Genomic DNA, 24,136 nt, shown 5'->3' with positions numbered 1-24,136 from the left:
TGAAGAATGGATATTGGTAAAAATCTTTTCTTCCCCATCTCCCCATCTCCCAATTACCAATTACCAATTACCAATTACCAATTACCAATTACCCATTACCTATTACCTTTTTCCCCATATTCCATCCCATTAGCTTCAGCGTAACGGTGCAGAAAACGCATAATTCTATCAAAATGCTCGTCCCGTTCTACTTCAAATTTACAATCTACCCTTCTTAGTTCATCTCCTTCATCACCACCAAAAATAAATTTTGTGTCTGAAGGAGTAACGCGAATTTCTCCTTCTTCATCTGTTAATAATAGGGAATTTAAAGACTGTTTTGTAAAACTATTAAAGCCGGATAAAGCTTTTAATTGTTCAAATTGCATCAAAACAATGCGTTTACCAGTGCGGGTTTCCCGTCGTAAACTCACATTACTAAGTTCTTCAAAAAGTCCGGCAAAAAATTGAATTGATGGCGGTGTAGATGTCATGATTAATTGGTAATTGGTAATTGGTGACTCAATGAAAGTATTTTGGATTGTTTTGTCATCTTCAATCTAAAATCTAAAATCTAAAATTCTCCTGACTCCTATCTTGGTGGATAATATTGAGGAGTCATGATAGGTGCTTGATAAGTACCCATAGGTGCATTATTAACTATCCCATTTGGTGCTATTGGATTCATCACCTGGGGTTGAATGAAAGGTTGCATAGGTGGCTGATAATTAGTTGTTGGTTGATTATTTGTGGGAGTGCGGGGTGTGACAGTAGCTTGACTGAAGTTTTGGTAAGCTACGCTAGAAATGGCACTAATGAGTTTTTCCGCAGCGGGGTCATTATCGGGACGTTGTACCATAACAGCAGCTATGTAACGCTTACCAGTGGGGACATCAATTAAACCAGCATCTCCTAACATAGTGCGAATATCACCTGTTTTATGATATGCTCTAGCGCCTTCTCCTAATCCAGAAGGTATGAGATTATCCCTTTGGGTACGCCGCATAATATCTAACATTAAATCACGCGATCGCATAGTTACCAAATTTCCTTGATTCACCTTAGCAATTAAATCTACCAATTCTCTCGGAGATGTCGTATTTGTTCCTTGTAAATCTGGTAAAAGGTTACGAATCATTGTCGTTGCTAATCCCCAACTCCGAAAACGCCCATTCAGCACATCCTGTCCTCCCAACCGTGTAATCAGCATATTTGTAGCTGTGTTATCACTGATAGTAATCATTTTTGTAGCCACATCTATGGCTGTGTATTGACTATCTACCGCTTGGGTACGTAAACTGCCCGAACCTCCTGCAACCATGTCTTTTTCCATCGTCAGCATTTCATCCAGGCGAATTTTACCCGCATCGACATCCTGGAAAAAAGCAATGAGAATCGGAATCTTAATGGTGCTGGCCGCTGAGAAACTAGCATTACCATTAATATCTATATAACCACCCGTATCTAAATCGACCATGAACACCCCAGGAATAAGATTAGGGTTAGCTGTAGCCAAAGTTTGCACGGCGGTTTTCAAAGGGATAATTTCTTGAGATAAGTATAAACCAGTAGCCGTTACAGAGGGATTAGATTGAGTAACATGAGTTTGAGGTAAGGACGCAGAGGTTGTAGTAATGCGATTAGCAGGGTCTAAGACTGATAAAAGCGTGCCAACAATTGCACCTAAGCCGATACCGACAATCAACATCCTCAAGGTATACAATACAGTTCTAGCCATTGGCTTTAACCGCGTTTTTCGCGATGCTGACCTTTTTGTTTTTGGCTTTCCTTGCTTTTGCACCCGCACTGTTTTTAACTTCCCAGTAACCGATTGTGGCGTTTTTGTTCTGGGTCTAGGGATGGGTTTAACCGCAGTTGGCATTACTATCTTGGAGGGTGGTCTTCGCCCCCCAGTCTGAACATTGGCAGGACTGATATGATTATTTAGGCGTGTTAGAGCCACAGTTTCGCCTCTGTTTGCGCCCTGTTGTTGGTTCTTGACAGATTTTTGTTCTCCTTTTGGAACTTGGCGTGAACGGCGACGACGTTGGGAAGGTTGTCGCCGTGAGACAGCTATTAGTTTGTCACTTGATTCTGACACTGCTACTCCTTGTGACCCAATCGACTGTGTTGTTTCTGAACGTTCAGCTTAAAATTAACTAGATAAAATAGCTAAACTAACTATAATATATGCACCTTGATACTCAGATCGCCTTTTGGGACTAAGTAGCATTTTTCTGTTTAGTGTAAGTCATAATCAATCTTTTTGGGGGATTATTTTTGACGGTGATTTTTAATTGCCCATTGCATTTGTTTTAAAATACCTCTGAGCATAGCAACTTCGGTGGTTTGCAGATGGGCGCGGTTATATAAATAGCGGAATTTTTCCATGCGACTAGCTGCTGTATGAGGATAAAGATAACCTATAGAAATTAGTAAAGATTCTAATTCCTGGTAATAGGGTTCAATCACATCCAAAGGCGCGATTTCTGTTGTCGGTATTTTTTCGGTAACAAAGTTTTCTGCTAATTGTGATAATTCGTAACAACAGATAGAAACCGCCGTCGCTAAATTTAAAGACGAGTATTCTGGATTTGTAGGAATAAATACTAACTTTTGGGCATAATTTATTTCTTGATTTGTTAAGCCTCTATCTTCTCTACCAAAAATTAAAGCCACTGGTTTTTCTGGTTCTGCTAATAACCAGGGTAAAGCATCACGGGGGTCTTCTATGGGTAATTCTCCATCATAATCTCGACCTATTGTAGCAATGGCACGAACGCATCCCTGTAAGGCTGCTGGTAAAGAGTTCACTATCACCGCATTTTCTAATATTTCTTTAGCGTGAACTGCCATTTTTAAGGCTTCAAAGGATGAGTGATCACATTGAGGATTTACTAATATTAAATCACATAAACCAAAGTTTTTCATAACTCTGGCAATTGAACCTACATTTAATTCTCCTGCCGGTTCTACTAAGATAATTTTGATTCCAGCTAAACTCGGTTTTTTTATTGTCATAGGATTGTAAAAAGTCAGGAAGAAAAATTATAATATAATTTCATCAAGTCTTCATTTGTAGGTTCACCAGGAAAAAAGCGATCGCTGACTATTTCATAAAGATGATCATTCAGGTTTACAGCGGATTCTTTCGCCTGTTGTGTCTGCATAATTAAAACCTAGTAAACTCAATCTAATTATAACTCCTTTCTTCCTCTCTGCGCCTCTGCGCCTCTGCGTGAGACATAAAACCTAAAAAGTCACCACACTTCTAATTGATTCACCTCTGTGCATCAAATCAAAAGCATCATTAATTTTTTCAATGGGCATGACATGAGTAATTAAATCATCAATATTTATCTTTCCATCCATATACCAATCTACGATTTTGGGTACATCTGTCCTTCCTCTTGCACCACCAAAAGCCGAACCTTTCCAAACTCTACCAGTTACTAATTGAAAGGGACGAGTGCTAATTTCTTGACCTGCACCAGCTACCCCAATTATGACACTAACTCCCCAACCTTTATGACAACATTCTAATGCTTGACGCATAACATTGACATTACCAATACATTCAAAAGAATAGTCAGCACCACCTTTAGTTAAATCTACTAAATAAGGAACTAAATCACCTTCAATTTCATGAGGATTCACAAAATGTGTCATGCCAAATTTTTCAGCCAAAGCGCGTCTATTGGGATTAATATCTACACCCACAATCATATTTGCGCCTACAATTTGTGATCCTTGGATCACATTTAACCCTATTCCCCCCAAACCAAAAACTACAACATTTGCACCTGGTTCAACTTTAGCGGTATTAATAACTGCACCGATTCCAGTTGTTACACCACAACCGATGTAACAAACTTTATCAAAAGGCGCATCTTCGCGAATTTTGGCAACGGCGATTTCTGGCAATACCGTATAATTAGCGAAGGTTGATGTTCCCATATAATGGTGAATCATGTCACCGCCAATACTAAATCTACTCGTACCATCAGGCATTAAACCCTTGCCTTGGGTAGCGCGAATTGCTTGACAGAGGTTAGTTTTGAAGCTTAAGCAATAATCACACTGACGACATTCAGGAGTGTATAAAGGAATTACATGATCACCGGGTTTTACGCTTTTTACACCTTCCCCCACTTCCACAACCACACCAGCGCCTTCATGACCCAAAATAGCAGGAAATAAACCTTCAGGATCTGCACCAGAAAGAGTAAAAGCATCCGTATGACATACCCCACTGGCTTTAATTTCAATTAATACTTCCCCTGCTTGTGGTCCTTGGAGTTGTACGGTTTCAATAGTTAGCGGTTTTCCTGCACCGTAAGCGACTGCTGCTTTCACTTCCATAGTTCTCGTCTCCCCTAAATTAGCTGATCTAAAGTTTATACTACTGTCCCCAGTCCCCAATCCCCAATCCCCAATCCCCAGTCACCTACTATCTCAAGATTTTTTGAGCGATCGCTTGCCAAATTCCCTTTCTGTATAGTACATTTGTACAGTTACAAGAGAAACCCCCCCACCTCACAAGTGGGGCTTTATTTTTTCTCAACTCCGGCACGCGCAGATTTTGTTAAATTAGATAGAAGTGACGCAAGCATCCAGTCATTAATTAATAGCGATTTCTTTAACTTGTAACAAACATGATGAAACCTGCCCTTACAAAAATTGGCGCTCAAATGTCCAACTTAACTGGAGTGAGAGCGATTATGAAAGATATTAATGAAACACTCAGAGCTAATCAGGGGCAGGAATTATATAATTTAAGTGCCGGCAACCCGTTGATTTTGCCAGAGGTAGAACAGTTATGGCGGGACTGCACAGCAGACTTATTAGCTAGTTCTGAATATGGTGAAGTTGTTTGTCGCTATGGTTCGTCTCAAGGTTATGCACCTTTTATTTCCGCCATCGTTCAAGATTTTAACCAGCGTTATGGGTTGAATTTAACAGACCGGAATATCTTAGTGACAGCTGGCAGTCAAACTATCTACTTCTACGCAGCTAATTCTTTCGGTGGATATACTAATGATGGCGATTTAAAAGAAATTGTTCTGCCTTTAAGTCCAGATTACACTGGTTATGGCGGTGTGAGTTTATGTCCAGAAGCCTTAGTTGCGTATAAACCGAAACTTGATATTGATAGCGTCAATCATCGGTTTAAATATCGTCCTGATTTTAGCCAACTTTCGATTACACAAGCAACCGGTTGCGTAATTTTCTCCCGTCCTTGCAACCCCACAGGTAACGTTTTAACTAATGAAGAAGTGGAAAAAATTGCGGCTTTAGCTGCACCTTTTGATGTACCAGTATTAATAGACTCAGCTTATGCGCCTCCTTTCCCAGCGTTGAATTTTACAGAAATGACACCAGTATTTGGTGAGAATATTCTGCATTGCATGAGTTTATCAAAAGCAGGATTACCAGGGGAAAGAATTGGGATAGCAATTGGTGATGAAAAGCTGCTGCAAGCTTTAGAGTCTTTCCAAACTAATTCAGGGATTCATTCTTCTCGTTATGGACAAGCGATCGCCGCTAGAGCGATAGAATCAGGTGCATTAGCAAATATTGCGGAAACTGTGATTCGTCCTTTTTATCAGCAAAAATTTGAGGTGTTAGAAAGAACTTTAGAAACAGCGATGCCGAAGAATATACCTTGGTTATTACATCGCGGTGAAGGGGCAATTTTTGGTTGGTTATGGTTGCAAGATTTACCCATGACTGATTGGGAATTTTACCAAGAATTAAAAAAGGTGGGTGTGATTGTTGTTCCTGGTAGTAGTTTCTTCCCTGGTTTAAAAGAGGAGTGGGAACACAAGCAACAGTGTCTCCGCATTAGTCTAACTGGTAGTGATGAGGAAATTACTATCGGTATGCAACGTTTAGCAAAAGTTGCTGAACAAATTTACCAACGTGCATCTGTGAGTGTGTAAGAGAAATGAACCAAGAAGGAGCGAAGAAAAAAAAGCAGGGGAGCAGGGAGCAGGGAGCAGGGGAAAAAAAGAAAAAGTCCCCAGTCCCCAGTAAAGAGTCCCCAGTCCCCAATCTTGATGATTGGTTAGAAATTGGTAAAATTGTCGCCCCGCAAGGTTTAGCTGGGGAGGTGCGGGTTTATCCAAATACTGATTTTCCAGAACGGTTTGAAGAACCAGGAACACGGTGGTTATTGCGTCCAGGGGAAACAGAACCGCAACCAATTGAGTTATTAAATGGGCGGTATATTGAGGGTAAGAATTTATATGTGATTAGATTGGATGGAGTGAGCGATCGCACATCCGCTGAAAATATGCGTGATTGTCGGTTGTTTGTTCCTATTAGCGATCGCCTAGAATTAGAACCAGGTGAATTTCATGTTTTAGATTTGTTAGGTTTACAAGTCTTTATGCAAGAATCTGGGGAGTTAGTAGGAACAGTTGTAGATGTATTACCTTCAGGTCATGATTTATTAGAAGTCAAATTTGATTCATCCTTTGCTGAAGATAAAGCCGAAAAAACTGTTTTAATTCCTTTTGTGATGGACATTGTTCCTGTTGTTGATTTAGAAAATCATCGAGTGGAAATTACTCCTCCTCCTGGTTTGTTGTCAATTAATGATTAGAAAGGTTGATCAATTCCTCAGAGGATGTTTGCACAGTGGGAAAGTTGGTAAAAAAGCTCTTTCAGTATAAGCTGTAAATAAAGAATAGACCGCACCAAGAGACCAGAATGAGTAAAGCATTCCTCAGCAAGATAATTCCAGAACCCAAGGGATTTATGAAAGTCGATACCTTGGGGTTATTCTTGCGGTTTTTGGTGACGGAACTCAACATTTATCCTCTAGAGCGTCGATTCAGTAATGCGAGGTAATCTGTTTTTCCCTTGTAGGGGTGAAGCATTTGGGTGATAACCTATCGCTGAAACCATTGATATTCTGTCCGAATGCTGATGCTTCCAGCACGCTTTGCGAACACCCTTACGATTAATGAATTGGTGTTCTAGGATTTCTCTAGTGATTTTACAGCTTAAAAACGGATGAATAAAAAAATTATTCTTTTAGTAGTAGCTTTTGGATTAGGGTTAACAATATATGTTTTAACTCATCTTCAGATTCAATTCTCCCCAAAACCTATTAAAGTTGGTATTCTTCATTCTCTGACCGGCACAATGGCAATTAGCGAAAAATCTGTAGTAGATGCTACCTTACTCGCCATTGAAGAAATTAACCAAAAAGGTGGTATTCTGGGCAGAAAAATTCAACCAATTCTTGTTGATGGGAAATCTGACTGGAATACATTTGCTAAACAAGCTGAAAACCTAATTACTCAAGAAAAAGTAGTGACAGTTTTTGGTTGCTGGACTTCCGCTAGTCGTAAAACCGTAAAGCCCATATTTGAAAAATACAATCATCTCCTGATTTATCCAGTTCAGTATGAAGGACTAGAAGAATCACCAAATATTGTTTATACAGGTGCAGCACCAAATCAACAAATTATTCCAGCCGTCAAATGGTCTTTTGATAATTTAGGTAAACGATTTTTTTTAGTCGGTTCTGATTATATTTTTCCGCGTACAGCCAACGCCATTATTAAAGATCAAGTAACCGCCTTACAGGGAGAAATTGTAGGAGAAGAATATATACTTTTGGGTAGTAGTCAAGTAGAAACTGTCATCAAAAAAATTTTAGCAACTCAACCAAAAGTTATTTTAAATACAATCAATGGCGATAGTAATATCGCCTTTTTTAAGGCTATGAGAAAAGCGGGAATTAGCTCTGATATCATACCCACTATTTCCTTTAGTATTGCAGAAGAAGAATTGAAATCCTTACCAAATAAAGATGTAGCTGGTGATTATGCAGTTTGGAATTATTTTCAAAATATTAATAATCCTCAAAATACTGAATTTATTCAAAAATTCAAAAAAAAGTATGGAGAAAATAGAGTTACATCAGACCCCATTGAAGCTGGATATTTTGGAGTTTATTTGTGGGCGCAAGCAGTTAAAGATGCGGGTACAGATGAAGTTAATACAATTCGAGAATATATCAAAGATCAAAGTTTTAAAGCACCAGGAGGAGTTGTCTATATAGATGCTAATAACCAACATACCTGGAAAACAGTCAGGGTTGGGAAAATTCAGTCAGATGGACAATTTAAAATTGTTTGGAATTCAGGTAAACCAATTCGTCCTGTACCTTATCCTATCTCACGTTCTAAAGCTGACTGGGAAATATTTATAAACACTCTTTATCAGGACTGGAATCAAAACTGGGCTAATCCTCATACTGATTAGATAAAACGTAAGAATTCAGGTAAGGTGATAAGATCCCCGACTTCTTTTATTGATTGTGTCCCTAAATGATAAATTGATATGACGAAGTCGGGGATCTGGGTAAGGTGATAAGATCCCCGACTTCTTTTATTGATTGTGTCCCTAAATGATAAATTGATATGACGAAGTCGGGGATCTGGGTATGAACGATTGCTATAGAAATTTGGAGGTAAAGGATTTGAAAACTAAAAAACTTGTTAATAAACTACTGTTGTGGTTTTTATTAATTGCCTTATTACCCTTGAGTATAGTTACCTCTATACAATATTACATTGCCCGTAATTCTTTAAGAAAAGAAGTTAATAATAATTTAATTTCTATTGCAGACAATAAAGCTAAATTTTTAGACTTTTATGTTAATGAAAAACAAAAAAATGCGGCAACTATCGCCCAAATACCAAATATAATTGATGCGGTAGAAAAATATCAAAAAACTTTTAATAAAAATGGAATTAATACTAGAGAATATCAGCAGATAGACAAAGAATATCGCCAGTTTATTACTAATTACTTGGATATATTTGGTTATTCTGATATTTTATTAATCTCTCAATCTGGAAATACAATTTTTTCTATAAACAACGATAAAGAACTAGGAAAAAACTACTATCAAGGAACTTATAAAAATTCCGAAATAGCCAAAGTATTTGACCGTGCCAAAACATTAATGCAAGTAGAAATATCCAATTTTACTTATTATACATCTAATAATGAACCCACTGCTTTTATTGCCGCCCCTATCTTTAAAAATAATCTGATTATTGGTGTAGTAGTGCTGCAACTGAATAATCAAGAATTTAATAAAGTAGTCAATGACTATACTGGCTTAGGTAAAAGTGGTGAAACAATTGTCAGTTCATTAGTTGATGAGCGCATAATTTTTACTGCTCCCACTAGACATGATCCAAAAGCAGCTTTTCAAAGATATATCAATATTAGCAATAATCAATCACACCCACTCAACCAAGCAAATCAGGGTATTCAAGGAAATAGTATCACAATTGATTACCGGGGTAAAGAAACTATTGCAGCTTGGAGATATTTACCTTCTTTAAATGCAGGACTTTTGGTAAAAATGGATATAGCCGAAGTATTTACACCCTTAAAAACCCTGAAAAATATTGTTATTATTTTAGGAACTATTACATTATTGTTAGTTACATTGGCAGCTATTATAGTAGCCAAATCCATTTCTCAGCCAGTTATTGCCCTTACCCAAATAGTTCAAGAATTTGCTCAAGGAAATCTTAGAAAACAAGCATCAGTTCTGAGTAATGATGAAATTGGTCAATTAGAACTGTCATTTAATCGCATGGCTGCACAACTGGAAACATCCTTTGAAACCATTCAAGAACGGGAGCAGGAACTAACTACCGCCAAAGAACAACTAGAGAAAGTTTTAGCAGAAGTGCAGCAAGAGGCACATCAACTAGCGGCTCAATTAATTCAAAGTGAAAAAATGTCGAGTTTGGGACAATTAGTAGCAGGTGTAGCGCACGAAATCAATAACCCAATTAACTTTATTTATGGTAATCTTACCCCTGCCAACGAATACATTGAAGATTTACTCAGACTGTTAAAACTTTATCAGCAACACTATCCTCACCCAGTGCCAGAAATTGAAGATGAAGCAGAAGCAATAGATATTAATTTCTTAATTGCAGACCTGCCTAAGTTGCTGAATTCGATGGGAATTGGTGCAAAAAGAATAACAGAAATTGTCAGGTCGCTGCGAAATTTTTCTCGTTTAGATGAAGCAGAAATGAAATCAGTAAATATCCATGAGGGTATTGATAGTACACTCATGATTTTAGAAAATCGTCTCAAAGCTGCACCTGATCGTCCAGCAATTGAGGTGATTAAAAAATACGCTGATTTACCATTGGTAGAGTGTTACACAGGACAACTGAATCAAGTATTTATGAATATTCTTGCCAATGCTATTGATGCTTTGGAAGAGAGAAAAATTAAGAACTTTTTAGGTTTAGATAAACTCCAAATTCACATCTACACAGAATTAACTAAAGACAAACAAGTAATTATTCGCATTAAAGATAATGGAGTTGGTATCCCAGAGAAATTGAAAAAGCTATTATTTGATCCTTTTTTTACTACTAAACCCATAGGTAAAGGCACAGGGTTAGGTTTATCTATTAGTTATAAAATTATTACTGAACAACATCAGGGAAAATTGCAGTGTATTTCTTACCCTGGAAACGGCACAGAATTTATCATTACCATTCCCTTGTATCAAGATATTAAATAGGAAAGAAAAGTGAACTACCGACACTGACCTGACGGTACAGTGTGGGCTTCCTGCCCAACAGAAAGCACAGTAGTAGATTTCTTGCGTCCTCTATTACTGCGACTTACTTCTGGGCGACAGGCTTTATCCCCCGTTCCAGAGGTCATAATTCGTAGTCCTTCATCTCGAAGGTTTATCGCTGCATTAATATCCCTGTCATGCTTCGTTTGGCACTTTTCACAAGTCCAGAATCTTGCATCTAGTGGTAAACTCCCCACTTGATTAAGGCATACATGACAAGTTTTTGACGATGGGAAAAATCTATCAACTTCTTGATAAATCTTTCCTTCGTTTTCTGCTTTGTATTTAAGCATGGTACAAAATATTCCCCAGCCAACTTGTTGAATAGATTTAGCCAGACAGTGATTTTGCATCATGCCTTTAACATTAAGATTTTCCACCACAATAACTTGGTTTTCGTTAACTATCCTACGAGATAGTTTATGGAGAAAATCTTCTCTACAATTAGTTATCTTTCTATGGACTCTAGCAACTTTCTTTCTAGCTTTATTTCGGTTGTGTGAATTGCCTCCATGTTTTTCTCCCTCGCTGTCGCTTTGGTCGAAAAACCGTCGTTAATTCACGCGCCATTCATGAGGACACTTGCGTGGGCGGCTCTGCCGACTTGAGCAAAGTGTCCGTCCCACGCTGCCCTTCGGGTCAGTCGTGGGGCTTCTGTCGGTTAAGCTAAAAGGAACTGGAAACCGGATGATTTTCCTACATCCCCAGTTCCCAATTCCTAACCCTCAGTTTCTGGACTTGGCGGGAATTTTTACGGTGATGCTTCTGCTGGGGGAGCAAGTACCGCATCTGGTGCAACTTCCTCAACAGGAATTGGTTGTTTTTCCTCAGTTTCCTCTTGCGCTTGTGCTACTAACTCAGGAGTTGGAGGTGTTGGGGGTATTGCTTCCGAAACCGTTTCAGTTTTGGCTTCAGTTTCACTCTCTGGGGAAACAGTTTCCGTCTCAGCTATAATTTCCTCATTCCCACTCCCTGCTTGCGGGGAGGGGGTTAGGGGGTGGGGTTCTTCCGTCTCAGGTGCGGGAACAGTTACCGCTACATCTGGAGGTGTTTCTGTTGAACTTGGTTGTTCTGGAACTGGAGTAGTTTTATCAATAATCTCCACAGCAGGTTTTTCTGTAGGTGCGACGGGCTTTTTGCTCACAGTCTGCTGTACCTTACCTTTCACACCACTGAAAACATTAGCAATTAACGCTGGTATTTGTCCCAGCTTTTCCTGTAAAGAAAACTTAGATACCTGTTCTTGGATACTCACCTTAACTAGCTCAGGACTGGGGATAGGCGTTTGTTGTACCTCTGGTGTGAGTTGGCGACGGAGTGAAAGAGTTTGCCCACCAAACCACACCAAAAGAGCTACACTAGCTACATGACCCAGCAACAGACCCCCAGTAATTCGGGGTGCAAAAATCCATAATACCAAAGCGTAAAATAAACCTACACCACTCCAGATAAAGTCATTCTTGCGGTGGATTTCCGGGAAGAAGAAAGCTGATAAGTAAATGGCTAAACTGCCAAGTCCGACTACTAACGCTAGGAGATAGGCCAGCATTTTTTCATACTCCTTACTGTTTGATTTGTGCCACTATTTCTATTTTGCAAATTTTGTCACTAAATTGTTGACTTAGATACAAATAAAAACTAATTATTGGTCTTAGTTGTGATTTTTTATCGTTTACCTCAACTCTTAATATCTTCTTTAGGAGTGAAGCCAAAATCTCGGATTACCCTTAAAGAGAAAGGATCTGCAAGAGTTAGACAAACCCAAAAAAATATTTGAACTATGACACTACAAAGCTTTGGTGTGATTGGATTAGCCGTTATGGGCGAGAATATCGCTCTCAATGTTGAGCGCAATGGCTTCCCAATTGCAGTCTACAACCGCTCTCGCGAAAAAACCGATGCCTTCATGGCGCAACGCGCTGGAGGACGGAATGTAGTTGCAGCCTTTACCTTAGAAGAATTCGTTGCTGCACTAGAACGTCCCCGCAAAATTCTAGTGATGGTACAAGCTGGTAAGCCTGTTGATGCAGTAATTGCCCAGTTGAAGCCTTTATTGCAAGAAGGTGACATCATTATTGATGGTGGTAACTCCTGGTTTGAAGATACAGAAAGACGGACTCAGGAATTAGAACCCACTGGTTTGCGCTACATCGGTATGGGTGTGAGTGGTGGTGAAGAAGGTGCGCTGAATGGTCCTTCTCTCATGCCTGGTGGTACAAAAAGCTCCTATGAGTACCTATCCCCCATTTTCAACAAAATCGCTGCTCAAGTTGATGATGGTCCTTGTGTAACTTACATTGGTCCGGGTGGTTCTGGACACTATGTAAAAATGGTTCACAACGGCATTGAGTACGGCGATATGCAGTTAATTGCAGAAGCTTACGATTTGCTGAAAAATGTGGCTGGTTTAAGTGCTGCACAGCTACATGAAGTGTTTACTGAGTGGAATACAACTGACGAACTCAATTCATTTTTGATTGAGATTACAGCGAATATTTTCCCCTACGTTGACCCAGAAACCAAGAAGCCTTTGGTTGATTTAATTGTTGACGCTGCGGGACAAAAAGGCACCGGTCGTTGGACTGTACAAACTGCTTTGGAATTAGGCGTTGCTATTCCTACAATTACTGCGGCTGTTAATTCCCGGATTCTCTCTTCGATTAGAGATGAACGGATTGCTGCTTCTAAGCAAATCACTGGACCTACTGCTAAGTATACCGGAGATATCAAGGCTTTTGTGAACATGGTGCGTGATGCGCTCTATTGTTCCAAAATCTGTTCTTATGCTCAAGGTATGGCGTTGTTATCTACAGCTTCTAAAACTTACAATTGGGATCTAAATCTGGGTGAAATGGCTCGGATTTGGAAGGGTGGTTGTATTATTCGCGCTGGTTTCTTGAATAAGATTAAGAAGGCGTTTGACGAAAATCCAGCATTACCTAACTTGTTGTTAGCACCCGAATTTAAGCAAACAATTCTGGATAGACAAGCTGCTTGGCGGGAAGTAATTGTGACTGCTGCTAAGTTGGGTATTCCTGTTCCTGCTTTTAGTGCTTCTCTCGATTATTTCGATAGCTACCGTCGGGAACGTTTACCTCAAAACTTGACTCAAGCACAACGCGACTATTTCGGCGCTCATACCTACAAGCGTACCGATAAAGAAGGAACTTTCCATACTGAGTGGGTTCCCATTGCTGAAGCTAAGAAGTAAGATACTTCTGGTTAAGCCTTAAAGTCAGTCCTTTTTGACTGTAGGGGCGGGGTTTCCCCGTCCTTAATTGTAAGATTAAGATATCTATCGAATTTAGCTCAAAAGCTATGCTATAGTCACTGAAAAAGTATAATGCGGAGATGGTAAGTGCCTAGCCCGGATTTCTCACAAGCTTCGTAATAAAGGTTCTTCTGGAAGTTCTCAATGGCTGCTCAACAGTGCAAGAGTTGTCCTTGTTCTTCGTGAACATTAAGGATAGTCTTATGATTGCACCTGTTATATATGTGATTGCTGGTTCATGCGGGGTAGCGTTGCTGCGGAGGTCTGGTGACTACCCAAGTGTACTGAGAGCAGTGGTGGAAGCTTAAAGAAATTCCTGTCGAAGAGTCAACGCTGGGGGTTCGATTCCCCCACCCCGCACATTATCTAACATACTTGTAAAATACAAGATTGGGCTAACAAAAGGAAACTCAACAGCCTTGGAAGAAAGATTAAATACGTTAGGATAAGAGATATATTGCGGTATCTGAAAATAGTGAAATATATATAAGGTGAAGTTATCCAGCAACAATAGCAATCATATTGTTAGTAAAAATCAAAAATAATCTCATAAATACAAAAAAACTATGTATATAAGAAAAATTGAAATTAAAAATCTGTGGGGAAATGATTTTTTATGGACACTCAATGAAGATGTAAATGTTTTGATTGGCAAAAATGGTTCAGGAAAATCAACAATATTACGAATGCTTCATGAAGCAGTATTGCCTGTTGAAGATAGCAAATTGGATTTTAGGTTATTTGACCCCATTGATGAAATAATTATCGAGTTAGAAGATGATATTGTCGTCAGAGTTAATAGTGAAAGTAGAAGTATAACAGCAAACAAAGAAATTACTAATTATAAACTGAATATCAACTTTATTAATACTTTTGATGTTGTTGAAAAGAGGTTAAACCCAGATACCACATTACTTGACTATCAACTTGATAACTTAAAACATGAATTTGTTACTTATCAAAGAGATTTAGCTAATCAAGTAGAAGAAACATTTAAAATAGATGATAAAGCGACAAGAAGAAATCAATTAGATAAAATTGAATCTATATATGATACTAAAAATATATTCATTAAGATTTTAACTCAATTATTTAATGATACAGAAAAAAAATTTGATGAAAAGGAATTTCATTTTTTAAAAGAAGGAATACAAACACCGATACTACCAGAAAATCTCTCATCTGGGGAAAAACAGATGTTGATTATCTTATTAACAACATTACTTCAAGATAGGAAAGATTCTATATTATTAATGGATGAGCCGGAAATATCGCTGCATATTGATTGGCAAAGGACTTTAATCTCAAACATAAGACAGATAAATCCAAATTGCCAAATTATTATTACAACTCATTCACCGACTGTTTGGTATCAAGGCTGGATTGAAGAAGTCACACAAATAGAAGATATTCAGTCAACTTCAGATTTAGTAACAGAAAGTACCATTTTAAAAGAAAAAACTGATCAAGTAGGACAACGTGTACAAGAAATAAAAAGTATTTTTGGCAGCTTTTCGGGAAACAAGTTACGTAAACTTTATCAATTTAATCGCAAAATTAGTGAATATACCTCATTTACAAAAGATGAATGTCTTCAATTATTAGATTTCCTGAAAGAAAATACAATTTATCCTGATGTCATAACATTTACTACTCTTATTTCCAAGCTCAATAATTATAAAGATGCAAAAGAGATTTTTGATTTAATGACAGCAGAAACTTATAGTAAATCATCTCATGTCAAGCCTAATGATATAACTCTTAATACTTTGATTAAAAAAGTCAGTGGAGTTGAAGAAGGCATTGACCTTATTCACAATATAAATCACAACATCAATGAAAACCTGGAATTGCTTCCTGATATTATAACTTTCAGCACTTTGCTTGGGAAAGCTAGAAATATGGATGAAATTAGATCACTTGAAGAAGCACGAGCCTATTATGGAATTAAAGCAAATAATATATACTTAAATAAATTGGCTTTTAAGGGGTTTCAGGGAGGACGGTAACTAATGAATTTGTATGAAGAGGCTGCTAAAAGAATTGAAGGAGAGGCTCGTCAAAAGAGGTGTGATATTTCTGTATTGGTTGAGGATTTTTATGATGAAGAATTTTGGAGACTTATTATTGAAAATATTAAACCGAATTTAAGAAATAGAATTTATTTCGCATATCCCAATAAAAAAGGAACACGTGGAAAACCTATTTTAAAAAATTTCAAAGGGTTCGTTAATAAAAAATTTATTATTTGCATTGATAGTGATTGTGAATACTTGTACGACAATGATGTTTGGTATATTGCTGACTATATTTACCATACAGTTGTTTATTGTAAAGAGAACTTTCAGTGTAATCATTTTTCATTAAGTGAAATATGCAAAAGTTTAACCACCAAAAACTATGATTTTAGGAGTTTACTTGAAAATATTTCCCGAACAGTTTCTCCTCTATTTTACGTTTGGTTCTACTTTAAAGAAATCAACTACAATAATGTTGAGCATCTTATAAATAATGAAGCATTTGCAAGAGTTTTAAATTTTCAAGATAGTCAATTCGACAATATTGGAGATGAGAATATCTTATTTCAAAGTATTGAAGATAGAGTGAACGATACATTGCAAAAGCTAAAAAATGTAATGGATGATAGTTGGTATGACTCAATTCTTTTAGATGGTATTCCTGATATACAAAATCGGTTGACAGAACAATACTCAATACGTCCAGAAGATATTTTGTCATTTTGCTATGGACATAGTGTATTAGACCAATTTGTTGAACCTTTTATGAGAAAAATCATTACAATATTAAAGACTTTAAAAATAGAAGAAGTAAAACAGGCTTTAAGTGAAGACAAAGATATTAATAACACAATTAGTCGTATCGAAAATATTGCCAGACGAGACATTAAGACTATGTTAAACACCAGTTTAATATATCTCCTTCTTTATAATGCTGTCGAAAATCAACAGATACAAGAAATCAAAAACAAACTAGCTAGAGAACTGAATTAGTGCGATCGTAAAGCGCATCTGCAAGCAGATCGCCCTTAGTTAATGGAAATACGTTAAGATAAGGGATGTAGTGCGGTGTTTAATGATAGTGAAATATGACAAATAAAGAGTTTTTAGGTGAATTTTTATCTCTGCCTACGGAAGCTCAAAATCAAGTAGTCAGCCTGATTACCTATTTGAAACAAAAATACATATACACTGAATCTTTCTCTGTGTCACCGGATGTTGATTTAAACAACGATGGATTTATTGGAATGTGGCAAGATCGTCAAGACTTAGGTAGTGCTAATTGGGTACGAAATTTGCGAGAAACCGAGTGGTCAAAAACCCATGAATAATTCAACAATTATAGATACCGACATAATAATTGATGTTGGTCGGGGTATTTCTGAAGCAGTTAATTGTTTACAAAGTCTAAAATAATTTGCATCTATTGTCCTGTCCGTAGTGCAAATAAGTTAGCGATCGCTTTTTTATATGAGATAATTTCTATACAGTATAAAGTAGCAATCTTAAAAATATATCAAAAGGTGGAGATAAAGTGAAAATATTCTATCTTTAATTGGATATAGCTTCTGTCTTTAGGGACATTAAACAATGCTGAAAAAGATTAATTCTATAATTTCCAAAAATACTGAAATTTTTCAAGAAATAAGCGATAATCAAGCAGCTTTTATTAGTGGTGGTATGGAGATACCTGTAGCTTCTGATATACCTAATCCTCCGGTTGATCTGCTTAATTCTCTTCCTCCTACCTTTCTACTTGAGGTGATTCCTCTTGTAGCTTCCCTAACCGTTTAAATTTTGATCCAGCATTAATTTTAGCAACTTACAAAATTTTCAAAAAAGTAAACCATCTCACTTGTGTTGATGGTTTTTTACTTGGTAGTGTTTAGTTCAGTTAAGGATACAGGATGAAAATAATCATCCATTACCCAAAAACTTAGCCTTCATTTCCTCCAATTCTTTATCTACAGCATCCTTATTAGGCGGATTATTAGTAGCAACAGATGGTTGTGGTGGAACATTTTTTGGTTGCACCTTACCACCAGTAAACTGTGTTTTTAGTTCCTGTAATTCCACATCAAGTTGACTAGGAGTTTGAGGAACAACAGCAGGTTGAGAAGTAGGAAGATTTTGTTTAACTGGTTGACTAATAATTGTCGGTGGGATAACTGCGGAAGATTGAATATTAGATTGTAAATTTAAATCTTTAAGAACTGCATCAGTTGTTTGATAACGCTGACTAGGGATAGTTTCTACCATTTTATTAATAATATTACCCAAATCGCTACTAACCGGACTTTTCAAATTTTGTCGCCAAACCCAAGCAGCATTATGGGTATCATAACTATCAAAAGGCGATCGCCCCGTTAACAAATTAATACAAGTTACCCCTAAACTATAAATATCACTGGCAAAAATCGCCCTTCCTCGCATCTGTTCTGGTGCAACATATTCAGGACTACCAATACTTGTACCTGTGCGATTTAAAGCTGCACTTGTGGCAGATTTCGCCGCCCCAAAATCAACTATAACTAGTTTATTATCACTACTTCGACGAATAATATTTTCTGGTTTAATATCTCGATGAATTACTTGTTTATCATGACAATATTGCAACACAATTAATAAATCATTTAATAATTGTCGAATTTGAATTTCATTAAAAGCACCTCTATTTGCTAATTCCTGCGCCAAATTTAGCCCATCAATAAATTCTTGTACTAAATACTGTCTGTCATCTTGAGTACAATAAGCTAACAGTGCGGGAATTTGTGAATGTTGTCCCAATTCATCCAACTGTACCGCTTCCTGGTTAAATAACTCTATTGCTTTTTGTACCGTATTTGTACCTTGAGCTTGGGGATAAAATTGCTTAATTACACAGGGAGGTTTTGAGGGTTTATCCTCATCCACCGCTAAAAAAGTCCTCCCAAAACCACCTTGTCCAATGGGTTTGGTAGCGCGGTAACGTTCTTTTAAAAATAGCTTAGTACCACAAGTTTGGCAAAACTTGACATTATCAGGGTTTTCTGGTTTAGAACAATGGGGGTTAAGACAGTAACTCATAAAGGCGATTCCTTCGGAGCGATTCGCTATCGCGCTCACTTATACTTATTGTGCCTTGTGTTCAGGAAAAAGGATATAATCACCAGCGATCGCTACTTTTAGTTAAAGGATAACAATTTTAAACATTATGCTTAACAATACACTCTGTGTTTCTCTTTCTTTTTAGTCTATAGTTTTAACTCTCAACTATAACACAAATGATTATGTTTGACTATATCTGACTAGATTTTTGTTATTTAAACTATATACTGAAATTATGACTTTAATATTAAAGATAACGGCAATAATTATTTCCTAAACCTAAATAAAACACTATTCTGCATGACTATAGTTAAAATACCCCAAAAACACTATCCCAAGCCAGAAATTATCCGTCGAGGAATGGCGCTGGGGATAGATTTTCTCGGTATATGGTTAGTTAGTTCCCTGTTAGGAAGCAGTAATCTAGGTATTCAATTTGCCCAAATTTTCGTTTTTATCCTGACTTGGCTAGTTTTGCGGGTTTTAATCGTTTACAATAATCGAGGGCAAAGTTTAGGACGTTGGGCAGTAAATTTAAAAGTTTTAGAAGTTGAAAATGGGCAGATAGTCAGCAGAATCCCCGAATTACAGGCATTATTGCAGCGAGAAGGGATTCTTTGTTTTAGTACCTTGTTAATTTCCATTGGTTTAAGCAATATAATAGCTAATCCCACCGCCATACTGCTAGTGCTTCCTCTAGCAATTGACTGTGGTTCAGCCTTGTCAGATACTCAGATGCGACAGGCTTTGCATGACCGCTATGCTAAAACTATCATCGTTTCGTCACGGCGCGGCTATTCGCTGGATTTAAAAGTTAAGCGATTAGTTGAAAAAATGCAGCGAAATGTGAGAAGATAGTCATTTGTGTTAAATCTCTCCAGGCTTTACTGTTTGTAAGATTATGGCTAAGAGTAAAGGTGCCCGCATAATAGTGACACTAGAATGCACCGAGTGTCGAACCAATCCAGACAAGCGTTCTCCAGGCGTTTCTCGCTATACCAGCACCAAGAACCGTCGGAACACCACTGCCCGTTTAGAACTGAAAAAGTTCTGTACCCACTGCAACAAACACACTGTTCACAAGGAAATCAAGTAAAAGATGAGTTATTATCGTCGTCGCCTGTCGCCAATTAAGCCAGGAGAACCAATCGATTATAAAGATGTTGATTTACTACGTAAATTTATAACTGAGCGTGGTAAAATACTGCCTCGGAGAATTACCGGGTTGACATCACAGCAGCAGCGGCATTTAACATTAGCGATTAAACGCGCTCGGATTGTGGCTTTGTTGCCATTCATCAACGCAGAAGGCTAATAAAATTTTGGATTTTGGATTTTGGATTTTAGAGCAGGAGTCAGGAGTCAGGAGTCAGGAGTCAGAAGTCAGAAGTAAAACTCTCATTCTGTCTAGGTTTTAAGTGAGACTCTGTACCAGATTTATCTGCAATCTGCTGTAAAGATCCAAAAAAAAGTAACGTTGGTAATAGACATTAAACGTTTACTTTCAGTCCAAAATCTAAAATTTTAGCAACATCAAAGGAGTGTACAATAACATTCCAGATTTCAAATCAAAAGATTTGGAGCTATCAGTGGTCAGCGGTCAGCTTTTTAATGGTTACACCAAAAATTACGATTTGATAATTAATTGATTTATCAAAACATTCTGACTCCTGACTCCTGACTCCTGAATTCTTACCTAAAAATCTAAAATTATTAAAAAGTGCGAGAGTTGTGGAGAAGGGGACGCTAGTTGAATTTAGGGTTCAAGGCGATAGCCGGCTGGGAGTGGTAGATCGTCCAGACGGAAAGACCCGTTGGTTTGTAGTAGATGAACGAGGTCAATCCCACAGCCTCGCGCCTCGACAAATAACCTATACAGTTAACGGATCAACTTACAAGCCTACGGAAATTAAAAGCTTTTTGGATCAAGTCCAGCCCTATCTTGATCCATCCAGTTTAGAAGTAGCTTGGGAAATACTGGTGGAAGATGGGGAAACTGTTAACCCCAGCCAAATGGCAAATCTACTGTTTTCTGAATCAGAAGCTTCCCAGTGTTATGCTGCTCATTGCTTGTTATCAGAAGACAAACTTTATTTTAAGCAGAAGGGAGACGTTTACGAACCGCGCAGTGTAGCACAAGTAGCAGAACGTAAACATCAAATAGAAGTAGAAGCTCAAAAAGCCAAGGGACAGCAGGAATTTTTAGCCCGTGTAGAACAGGCACTCCAGGGCGAAACTGTAGAATGGCAACGCCAAGATCGCCAGCGTTTGGAAGCAATAGAAAAATATGCAGCCCTAGTATCCGATATTGTGCGGATGGGAATTAACTCGGACTCTTTAGCTCGTGCTTACCCACCTCCAACCTCAGTATTAGAAACTATGAGTATGCTGGGACGTTCTGCAACTCCCCACACAGCCTTTCAATTGTTGATCGACTTGGGTTGGTGGAGTCCCCATGAGAACCTGTTCCTGCGTCGTTCTTCAATTCCCGTTCAGTTCCCCAATAAGGTATTAGAAGTGGCGCAACAAAATTTGGATTCTCCACCAGCAGACTTAGATACCAATCGTCTTGATCTGACTCATCTCAAGGCATACACGGTTGATGATGAAAGTACCACTGAGATAGATGACGGTTTGAGTTGGGAAATACTACCAGATGGACGAGAAAAGCTGTGGGTGCATATAGCTGACCCTACCCGGTGGTTAATCCCAGAAGATGAATTAGATTTAGAAGCCAGAAAGCGGGGTAGTACAGTTTATTTGCCGACGGGGATGATTCCTATGTTCCCAGAGGTATTGGCAACTGGTCCAATGAGTTTGGTACAGGGGAAAATTTGTTGCGCCCTCAGTTTTGGGATTGTTTTAGATCAAAGCGGGGCTGTAGAAGATTACTGTATTCACCCCAGCTTAATTAAGCCTACTTATCGCCTCACCTACGAAGATGTAGATGAGATGCTGCAATTAGGGGTAGAAGCAGAACCAGAAATAGCGGCGATCGCAAATTTGGCAAAACGGCGGAAAACTTGGCGCTATCACCAAGGCGCGATCAGTATCAATATGCCAGAAGCGATGATCAAAGTTAAAGATGATGACATCAGCATTGATATTTTAGATGATTCTTCATCACGGCAGTTAGTCGCAGAAATGATGATTCTGGCAGGGGAAGTGGCAGCACGTTACGGTCAAACCCATAACATCCCTCTGCCCTTTCGTGGTCAACCCCAACCAGAACTGCCTCCCGAAGAAGAATTACTGTTACTTCCCGCTGGTTTTGTCCGTTTCTGCGCCATGCGTCGATGTATGCCCAAGAGTGAAATGAGCATTAATCCTGTGCGTCATGCTGGTTTAGGCTTAGATACTTACACTCAGGCAACTTCCCCTATTCGTCGTTACAGCGACTTACTTACCCACTTCCAACTTAAAGCTCACTTACGCGGCGAAGATTTGCCTTTCTCCGCTGAACAACTCAAAGAAGTGATGATGACTGTCACCACTACCACCCAAGAAGTAACGATGGTAGAACGGCAAACTAACAGATATTATGCCCTAGAATATTTACGTCGTCATCCAGAGGAAGTATGGCAAATTACTGTCTTGATGTGGCTGCGGGAAGATAGCAACTTGGCTTTGATTTTATTAGAAGATTTAGGCTTGCAGTTGCCAATGGCCTTTAGGCGTTCCGTTAGTTTGGGTGAACAAGTATTAGTTAAAGTTAGTCTCGCTGATCCGCAAAAAGATATCATCCAGTTTCAAGAAATAATCTATCAAGAAGCTGTAAATTAGACCTATCAGTTATTAACTGCCCCAGATCCCCGACTTCTTTGAGAAGTCGGGGATCTATTTTTGGTGTTACGGTTAAAAATTAAATATTTTTGCCAATAGATATAATTTGCAGCTTCAAAAAGGGATAAATAAAATATAGTTCCATCCTTGGTGCATAATCCCTTTGTTTGTATATGACTTATTGCCTCAGAATTGCCGACTTACCCGAAAATGAGCGTCCCCGTGAAAGATTGATGACTCATGGAGCAAAAATACTAGCCACTGCGGAATTAATTGCCATCCTGCTAGGGACTGGACAAGGACCAGGTAAACTTTCCGCCGTTGGTTTGGGACAACTTATATTACAGGAATTAGGCAAAAATCAGCGTGATCCCTTAGCCGCTTTACGGGAAGTCACCCCCGCAGAGTTAATGGAAATTCACGGTGTGGGTTCTGCAAAAGCGACAACAATTCTCGCCGCCATTGAATTAGGTAAACGTGCTTTTTTATCCCGTCCTGCTGATGGCACAGTAATTGATAGTCCTATGGCTGCGGCTGCTACCCTGAGTCAAGACTTGATGTGGCAAAGTCAAGAACGTTTTGCCGTCTTGCTTTTAGACGTGAAAAATAAGTTTCTGGGGACAAAAATAATTACTATTGGTACTGCTACGGAAACCTTAGCTTCTCCCCGTGACATTTTTCGGGAAGTTATTCGACATGGTGCAACGCGAATGATAGTTGCCCATAATCATCCTTCTGGTAATCTAGAACCTAGTGAAGCAGATATAGAATTAACACGGCAATTATTAGCCGGGGCAGAACTTTTAAGTATTCCTTTGTTAGACCATTTGATTATAGGTAATGGCACTCATCAGAGTTTACGGGAGATGACAACCTTGTGGGATAATTGCCCGCAGGAAGATTGATAAAAAGGAAAAGTTCCATGACTTATGCACCATCAAAACTTCTTACCTTTGAAGATTTTCTTGACCAATACCGCGATAATCCCCGCTATGAGTTGGCTGACGGAGAATTAATTGATATGGAACCTACTGGACCCCATGAAACCGTCGGTGGCAAACTAGCGACTAAAATCGGTATTGCCATTACTAATGCCCAACTACCTTGGTTTATTCCCCGCACTTGCCTAATTCGCCCCTTTGCTGATGCCATTACCGCCCGTAGACCTGATATTGTTGTTTTGGATGAAACTGTTCTTCTCAGTGAACCGCTTTGGGAACATGAACCAGTAATTACTCACGGTCGTTCAGTTAAACTCGTTGTTGAGGTTGTTAGTAGTAACTGGGAAACTGATTATGCCCGCAAGGTTGAAGAATACGCCCTTTTGGGAATCCCTGAATACTGGATTGCGGA

At 38.5% G+C, this 24,136-nt stretch carries 23 protein-coding genes and 1 pseudogene; 16 read left to right on the top strand and 8 right to left on the bottom strand.

Annotation, left to right across the window (positions count from 1 at the left end):
- Window positions 1-95 precede the first annotated feature (95 nt).
- The 5 genes from psb28 to VB694_RS04010 all read right to left on the bottom strand — a co-directional run bounded on the left by psb28 (window position 96) and on the right by VB694_RS04010 (window position 4,341).
- Window positions 96-473: a photosystem II reaction center protein Psb28 gene (psb28, locus tag VB694_RS04030; protein ID WP_323359027.1), complete on the bottom strand. Its 378-nt coding sequence runs from the start codon at window positions 471-473 to the stop codon at window positions 96-98.
- Between the two features lie 98 nt (window positions 474-571).
- Window positions 572-2,080, bottom strand: a complete 1,509-nt coding sequence (locus VB694_RS04025; RefSeq protein WP_323359026.1) for a serine hydrolase — start codon at window positions 2,078-2,080, stop codon at window positions 572-574.
- Window positions 2,081-2,253: 173 nt separating this feature from the next.
- Window positions 2,254-3,000, bottom strand: coding sequence for an RNA methyltransferase (locus tag VB694_RS04020; protein ID WP_323359025.1), 747 nt, complete (start codon window positions 2,998-3,000; stop codon window positions 2,254-2,256).
- A gap of 14 nt (window positions 3,001-3,014) precedes the next feature.
- Window positions 3,015-3,149, bottom strand: a complete 135-nt coding sequence (locus VB694_RS04015; RefSeq protein ID WP_323359024.1) for a hypothetical protein — start codon at window positions 3,147-3,149, stop codon at window positions 3,015-3,017.
- A gap of 82 nt (window positions 3,150-3,231) precedes the next feature.
- A complete protein-coding gene (locus tag VB694_RS04010) occupies window positions 3,232-4,341 on the bottom strand; it encodes an S-(hydroxymethyl)glutathione dehydrogenase/class III alcohol dehydrogenase (protein ID WP_323359023.1) in 1,110 nt (369 codons plus the stop codon).
- 296 nt (window positions 4,342-4,637) lie between these two features.
- Between VB694_RS04010 and VB694_RS04005 the strand changes: the two genes are divergently transcribed.
- The 5 genes from VB694_RS04005 to VB694_RS03985 all read left to right on the top strand — a co-directional run bounded on the left by VB694_RS04005 (window position 4,638) and on the right by VB694_RS03985 (window position 10,564).
- Window positions 4,638-5,921, top strand: coding sequence for a valine--pyruvate transaminase (locus VB694_RS04005; RefSeq protein ID WP_323359195.1), 1,284 nt, complete (start codon window positions 4,638-4,640; stop codon window positions 5,919-5,921).
- A gap of 5 nt (window positions 5,922-5,926) precedes the next feature.
- Window positions 5,927-6,586, top strand: a complete 660-nt coding sequence (gene rimM, locus VB694_RS04000; protein ID WP_323359022.1) for a ribosome maturation factor RimM — start codon at window positions 5,927-5,929, stop codon at window positions 6,584-6,586.
- Window positions 6,587-6,693: 107 nt separating this feature from the next.
- Window positions 6,694-6,834 (top strand): hypothetical protein, encoded by a 141-nt coding sequence (locus VB694_RS03995; protein WP_323359021.1) that lies wholly within the window; start codon window positions 6,694-6,696, stop codon window positions 6,832-6,834.
- Between the two features lie 165 nt (window positions 6,835-6,999).
- The gene (gene urtA, locus VB694_RS03990; protein ID WP_323359020.1) at window positions 7,000-8,259 is read left to right on the top strand and encodes an urea ABC transporter substrate-binding protein; all 1,260 of its coding nucleotides are present in this window, start codon (window positions 7,000-7,002) and stop codon (window positions 8,257-8,259) included.
- Window positions 8,260-8,440: 181 nt separating this feature from the next.
- Window positions 8,441-10,564, top strand: coding sequence for an ATP-binding protein (locus tag VB694_RS03985; protein ID WP_323359019.1), 2,124 nt, complete (start codon window positions 8,441-8,443; stop codon window positions 10,562-10,564).
- A 14-nt stretch (window positions 10,565-10,578) separates the two neighbouring features.
- Here VB694_RS03985 and VB694_RS03980 read toward each other — a convergent pair.
- Both VB694_RS03980 and VB694_RS03975 read right to left on the bottom strand, forming a co-directional pair.
- Window positions 10,579-11,079: pseudogene (locus tag VB694_RS03980) on the bottom strand (RNA-guided endonuclease InsQ/TnpB family protein); the annotation flags it as partial.
- A 296-nt stretch (window positions 11,080-11,375) separates the two neighbouring features.
- Window positions 11,376-12,173, bottom strand: a complete 798-nt coding sequence (locus tag VB694_RS03975) for a Ycf66 family protein (RefSeq protein ID WP_323359018.1) — start codon at window positions 12,171-12,173, stop codon at window positions 11,376-11,378.
- Window positions 12,174-12,404: 231 nt separating this feature from the next.
- Between VB694_RS03975 and gndA the strand changes: the two genes are divergently transcribed.
- The 5 genes from gndA (at window position 12,405) to VB694_RS03950 (ending at window position 17,707) form a co-directional block, all read left to right on the top strand.
- The gene (gene gndA, locus VB694_RS03970; RefSeq protein WP_323359017.1) at window positions 12,405-13,835 is read left to right on the top strand and encodes an NADP-dependent phosphogluconate dehydrogenase; all 1,431 of its coding nucleotides are present in this window, start codon (window positions 12,405-12,407) and stop codon (window positions 13,833-13,835) included.
- Between the two features lie 626 nt (window positions 13,836-14,461).
- Window positions 14,462-15,904, top strand: coding sequence for an AAA family ATPase (locus VB694_RS03965; protein WP_323359016.1), 1,443 nt, complete (start codon window positions 14,462-14,464; stop codon window positions 15,902-15,904).
- A 3-nt stretch (window positions 15,905-15,907) separates the two neighbouring features.
- Complete coding sequence (locus VB694_RS03960; protein ID WP_323359015.1) at window positions 15,908-16,906, top strand: DUF4435 domain-containing protein; 999 nt, start codon at window positions 15,908-15,910, stop codon at window positions 16,904-16,906.
- Between the two features lie 95 nt (window positions 16,907-17,001).
- Entirely contained in the window at window positions 17,002-17,244 is a 243-nt protein-coding gene (locus VB694_RS03955) for a hypothetical protein (RefSeq protein ID WP_323359014.1), read from the top strand.
- A 259-nt stretch (window positions 17,245-17,503) separates the two neighbouring features.
- The gene (locus VB694_RS03950) at window positions 17,504-17,707 is read left to right on the top strand and encodes a hypothetical protein (protein WP_323359013.1); all 204 of its coding nucleotides are present in this window, start codon (window positions 17,504-17,506) and stop codon (window positions 17,705-17,707) included.
- A 123-nt stretch (window positions 17,708-17,830) separates the two neighbouring features.
- Here the strand turns inward: VB694_RS03950 and VB694_RS03945 are convergent, their stop codons facing one another.
- Window positions 17,831-18,979, bottom strand: coding sequence for a serine/threonine-protein kinase (locus VB694_RS03945; RefSeq protein WP_323359012.1), 1,149 nt, complete (start codon window positions 18,977-18,979; stop codon window positions 17,831-17,833).
- Between the two features lie 321 nt (window positions 18,980-19,300).
- Between VB694_RS03945 and VB694_RS03940 the strand changes: the two genes are divergently transcribed.
- The 6 genes from VB694_RS03940 to VB694_RS03915 all read left to right on the top strand — a co-directional run.
- Window positions 19,301-19,858 carry an RDD family protein gene (locus VB694_RS03940; RefSeq protein ID WP_323359011.1) on the top strand — a complete coding sequence of 186 codons (558 nt, stop codon included), beginning with the start codon at window positions 19,301-19,303 and terminating at the stop codon, window positions 19,856-19,858.
- A gap of 43 nt (window positions 19,859-19,901) precedes the next feature.
- Complete coding sequence (gene rpmG / locus VB694_RS03935; RefSeq protein ID WP_323359010.1) at window positions 19,902-20,096, top strand: 50S ribosomal protein L33; 195 nt, start codon at window positions 19,902-19,904, stop codon at window positions 20,094-20,096.
- A gap of 3 nt (window positions 20,097-20,099) precedes the next feature.
- A complete protein-coding gene (gene rpsR, locus VB694_RS03930) occupies window positions 20,100-20,315 on the top strand; it encodes a 30S ribosomal protein S18 (protein ID WP_190556424.1) in 216 nt (71 codons plus the stop codon).
- A gap of 416 nt (window positions 20,316-20,731) precedes the next feature.
- Complete coding sequence (locus VB694_RS03925; RefSeq protein WP_323359009.1) at window positions 20,732-22,783, top strand: ribonuclease R family protein; 2,052 nt, start codon at window positions 20,732-20,734, stop codon at window positions 22,781-22,783.
- Window positions 22,784-22,956: 173 nt separating this feature from the next.
- Entirely contained in the window at window positions 22,957-23,688 is a 732-nt protein-coding gene (gene radC / locus VB694_RS03920; protein WP_323359008.1) for a RadC family protein, read from the top strand.
- 17 nt (window positions 23,689-23,705) lie between these two features.
- Window positions 23,706-24,136: Uma2 family endonuclease (locus VB694_RS03915; protein WP_323359007.1), on the top strand; the 431-nt coding region annotated here is incomplete at its 3' end.

Source organism: Anabaena sp. UHCC 0451, from assembly GCF_034931405.1.
Lineage (GTDB): Bacteria > Cyanobacteriota > Cyanobacteriia > Cyanobacteriales > Nostocaceae > RDYJ01.
Note: the sequence above shows the minus strand (reverse complement) of the source record. Positions and strands in the feature narration are given on the sequence as shown.

Coding starts and splice junctions, on each gene's coding strand:
- VB694_RS03955 (WP_323359014.1), top strand. CDS start 17,002: ATGACAAATAAAGAGTTTTTAGGTGAATTTTTATCTCTGCCTACGGAA.
- gndA (WP_323359017.1), top strand. CDS start 12,405: ATGACACTACAAAGCTTTGGTGTGATTGGATTAGCCGTTATGGGCGAG.
- radC (WP_323359008.1), top strand. CDS start 22,957: ATGACTTATTGCCTCAGAATTGCCGACTTACCCGAAAATGAGCGTCCC.
- VB694_RS04020 (WP_323359025.1), bottom strand. CDS start 3,000: ATGACAATAAAAAAACCGAGTTTAGCTGGAATCAAAATTATCTTAGTA.
- urtA (WP_323359020.1), top strand. CDS start 7,000: ATGAATAAAAAAATTATTCTTTTAGTAGTAGCTTTTGGATTAGGGTTA.
- VB694_RS04005 (WP_323359195.1), top strand. CDS start 4,638: ATGAAACCTGCCCTTACAAAAATTGGCGCTCAAATGTCCAACTTAACT.
- VB694_RS03965 (WP_323359016.1), top strand. CDS start 14,462: ATGTATATAAGAAAAATTGAAATTAAAAATCTGTGGGGAAATGATTTT.
- VB694_RS03950 (WP_323359013.1), top strand. CDS start 17,504: ATGCTGAAAAAGATTAATTCTATAATTTCCAAAAATACTGAAATTTTT.
- rpsR (WP_190556424.1), top strand. CDS start 20,100: ATGAGTTATTATCGTCGTCGCCTGTCGCCAATTAAGCCAGGAGAACCA.
- VB694_RS03960 (WP_323359015.1), top strand. CDS start 15,908: ATGAATTTGTATGAAGAGGCTGCTAAAAGAATTGAAGGAGAGGCTCGT.
- VB694_RS03940 (WP_323359011.1), top strand. CDS start 19,301: ATGACTATAGTTAAAATACCCCAAAAACACTATCCCAAGCCAGAAATT.
- VB694_RS04015 (WP_323359024.1), bottom strand. CDS start 3,149: ATGCAGACACAACAGGCGAAAGAATCCGCTGTAAACCTGAATGATCAT.
- VB694_RS03995 (WP_323359021.1), top strand. CDS start 6,694: ATGAGTAAAGCATTCCTCAGCAAGATAATTCCAGAACCCAAGGGATTT.
- VB694_RS04010 (WP_323359023.1), bottom strand. CDS start 4,341: ATGGAAGTGAAAGCAGCAGTCGCTTACGGTGCAGGAAAACCGCTAACT.
- rpmG (WP_323359010.1), top strand. CDS start 19,902: ATGGCTAAGAGTAAAGGTGCCCGCATAATAGTGACACTAGAATGCACC.
- rimM (WP_323359022.1), top strand. CDS start 5,927: ATGAACCAAGAAGGAGCGAAGAAAAAAAAGCAGGGGAGCAGGGAGCAG.
- psb28 (WP_323359027.1), bottom strand. CDS start 473: ATGACATCTACACCGCCATCAATTCAATTTTTTGCCGGACTTTTTGAA.
- VB694_RS03975 (WP_323359018.1), bottom strand. CDS start 12,173: ATGCTGGCCTATCTCCTAGCGTTAGTAGTCGGACTTGGCAGTTTAGCC.
- VB694_RS03945 (WP_323359012.1), bottom strand. CDS start 18,979: ATGAGTTACTGTCTTAACCCCCATTGTTCTAAACCAGAAAACCCTGAT.
- VB694_RS03985 (WP_323359019.1), top strand. CDS start 8,441: ATGAACGATTGCTATAGAAATTTGGAGGTAAAGGATTTGAAAACTAAA.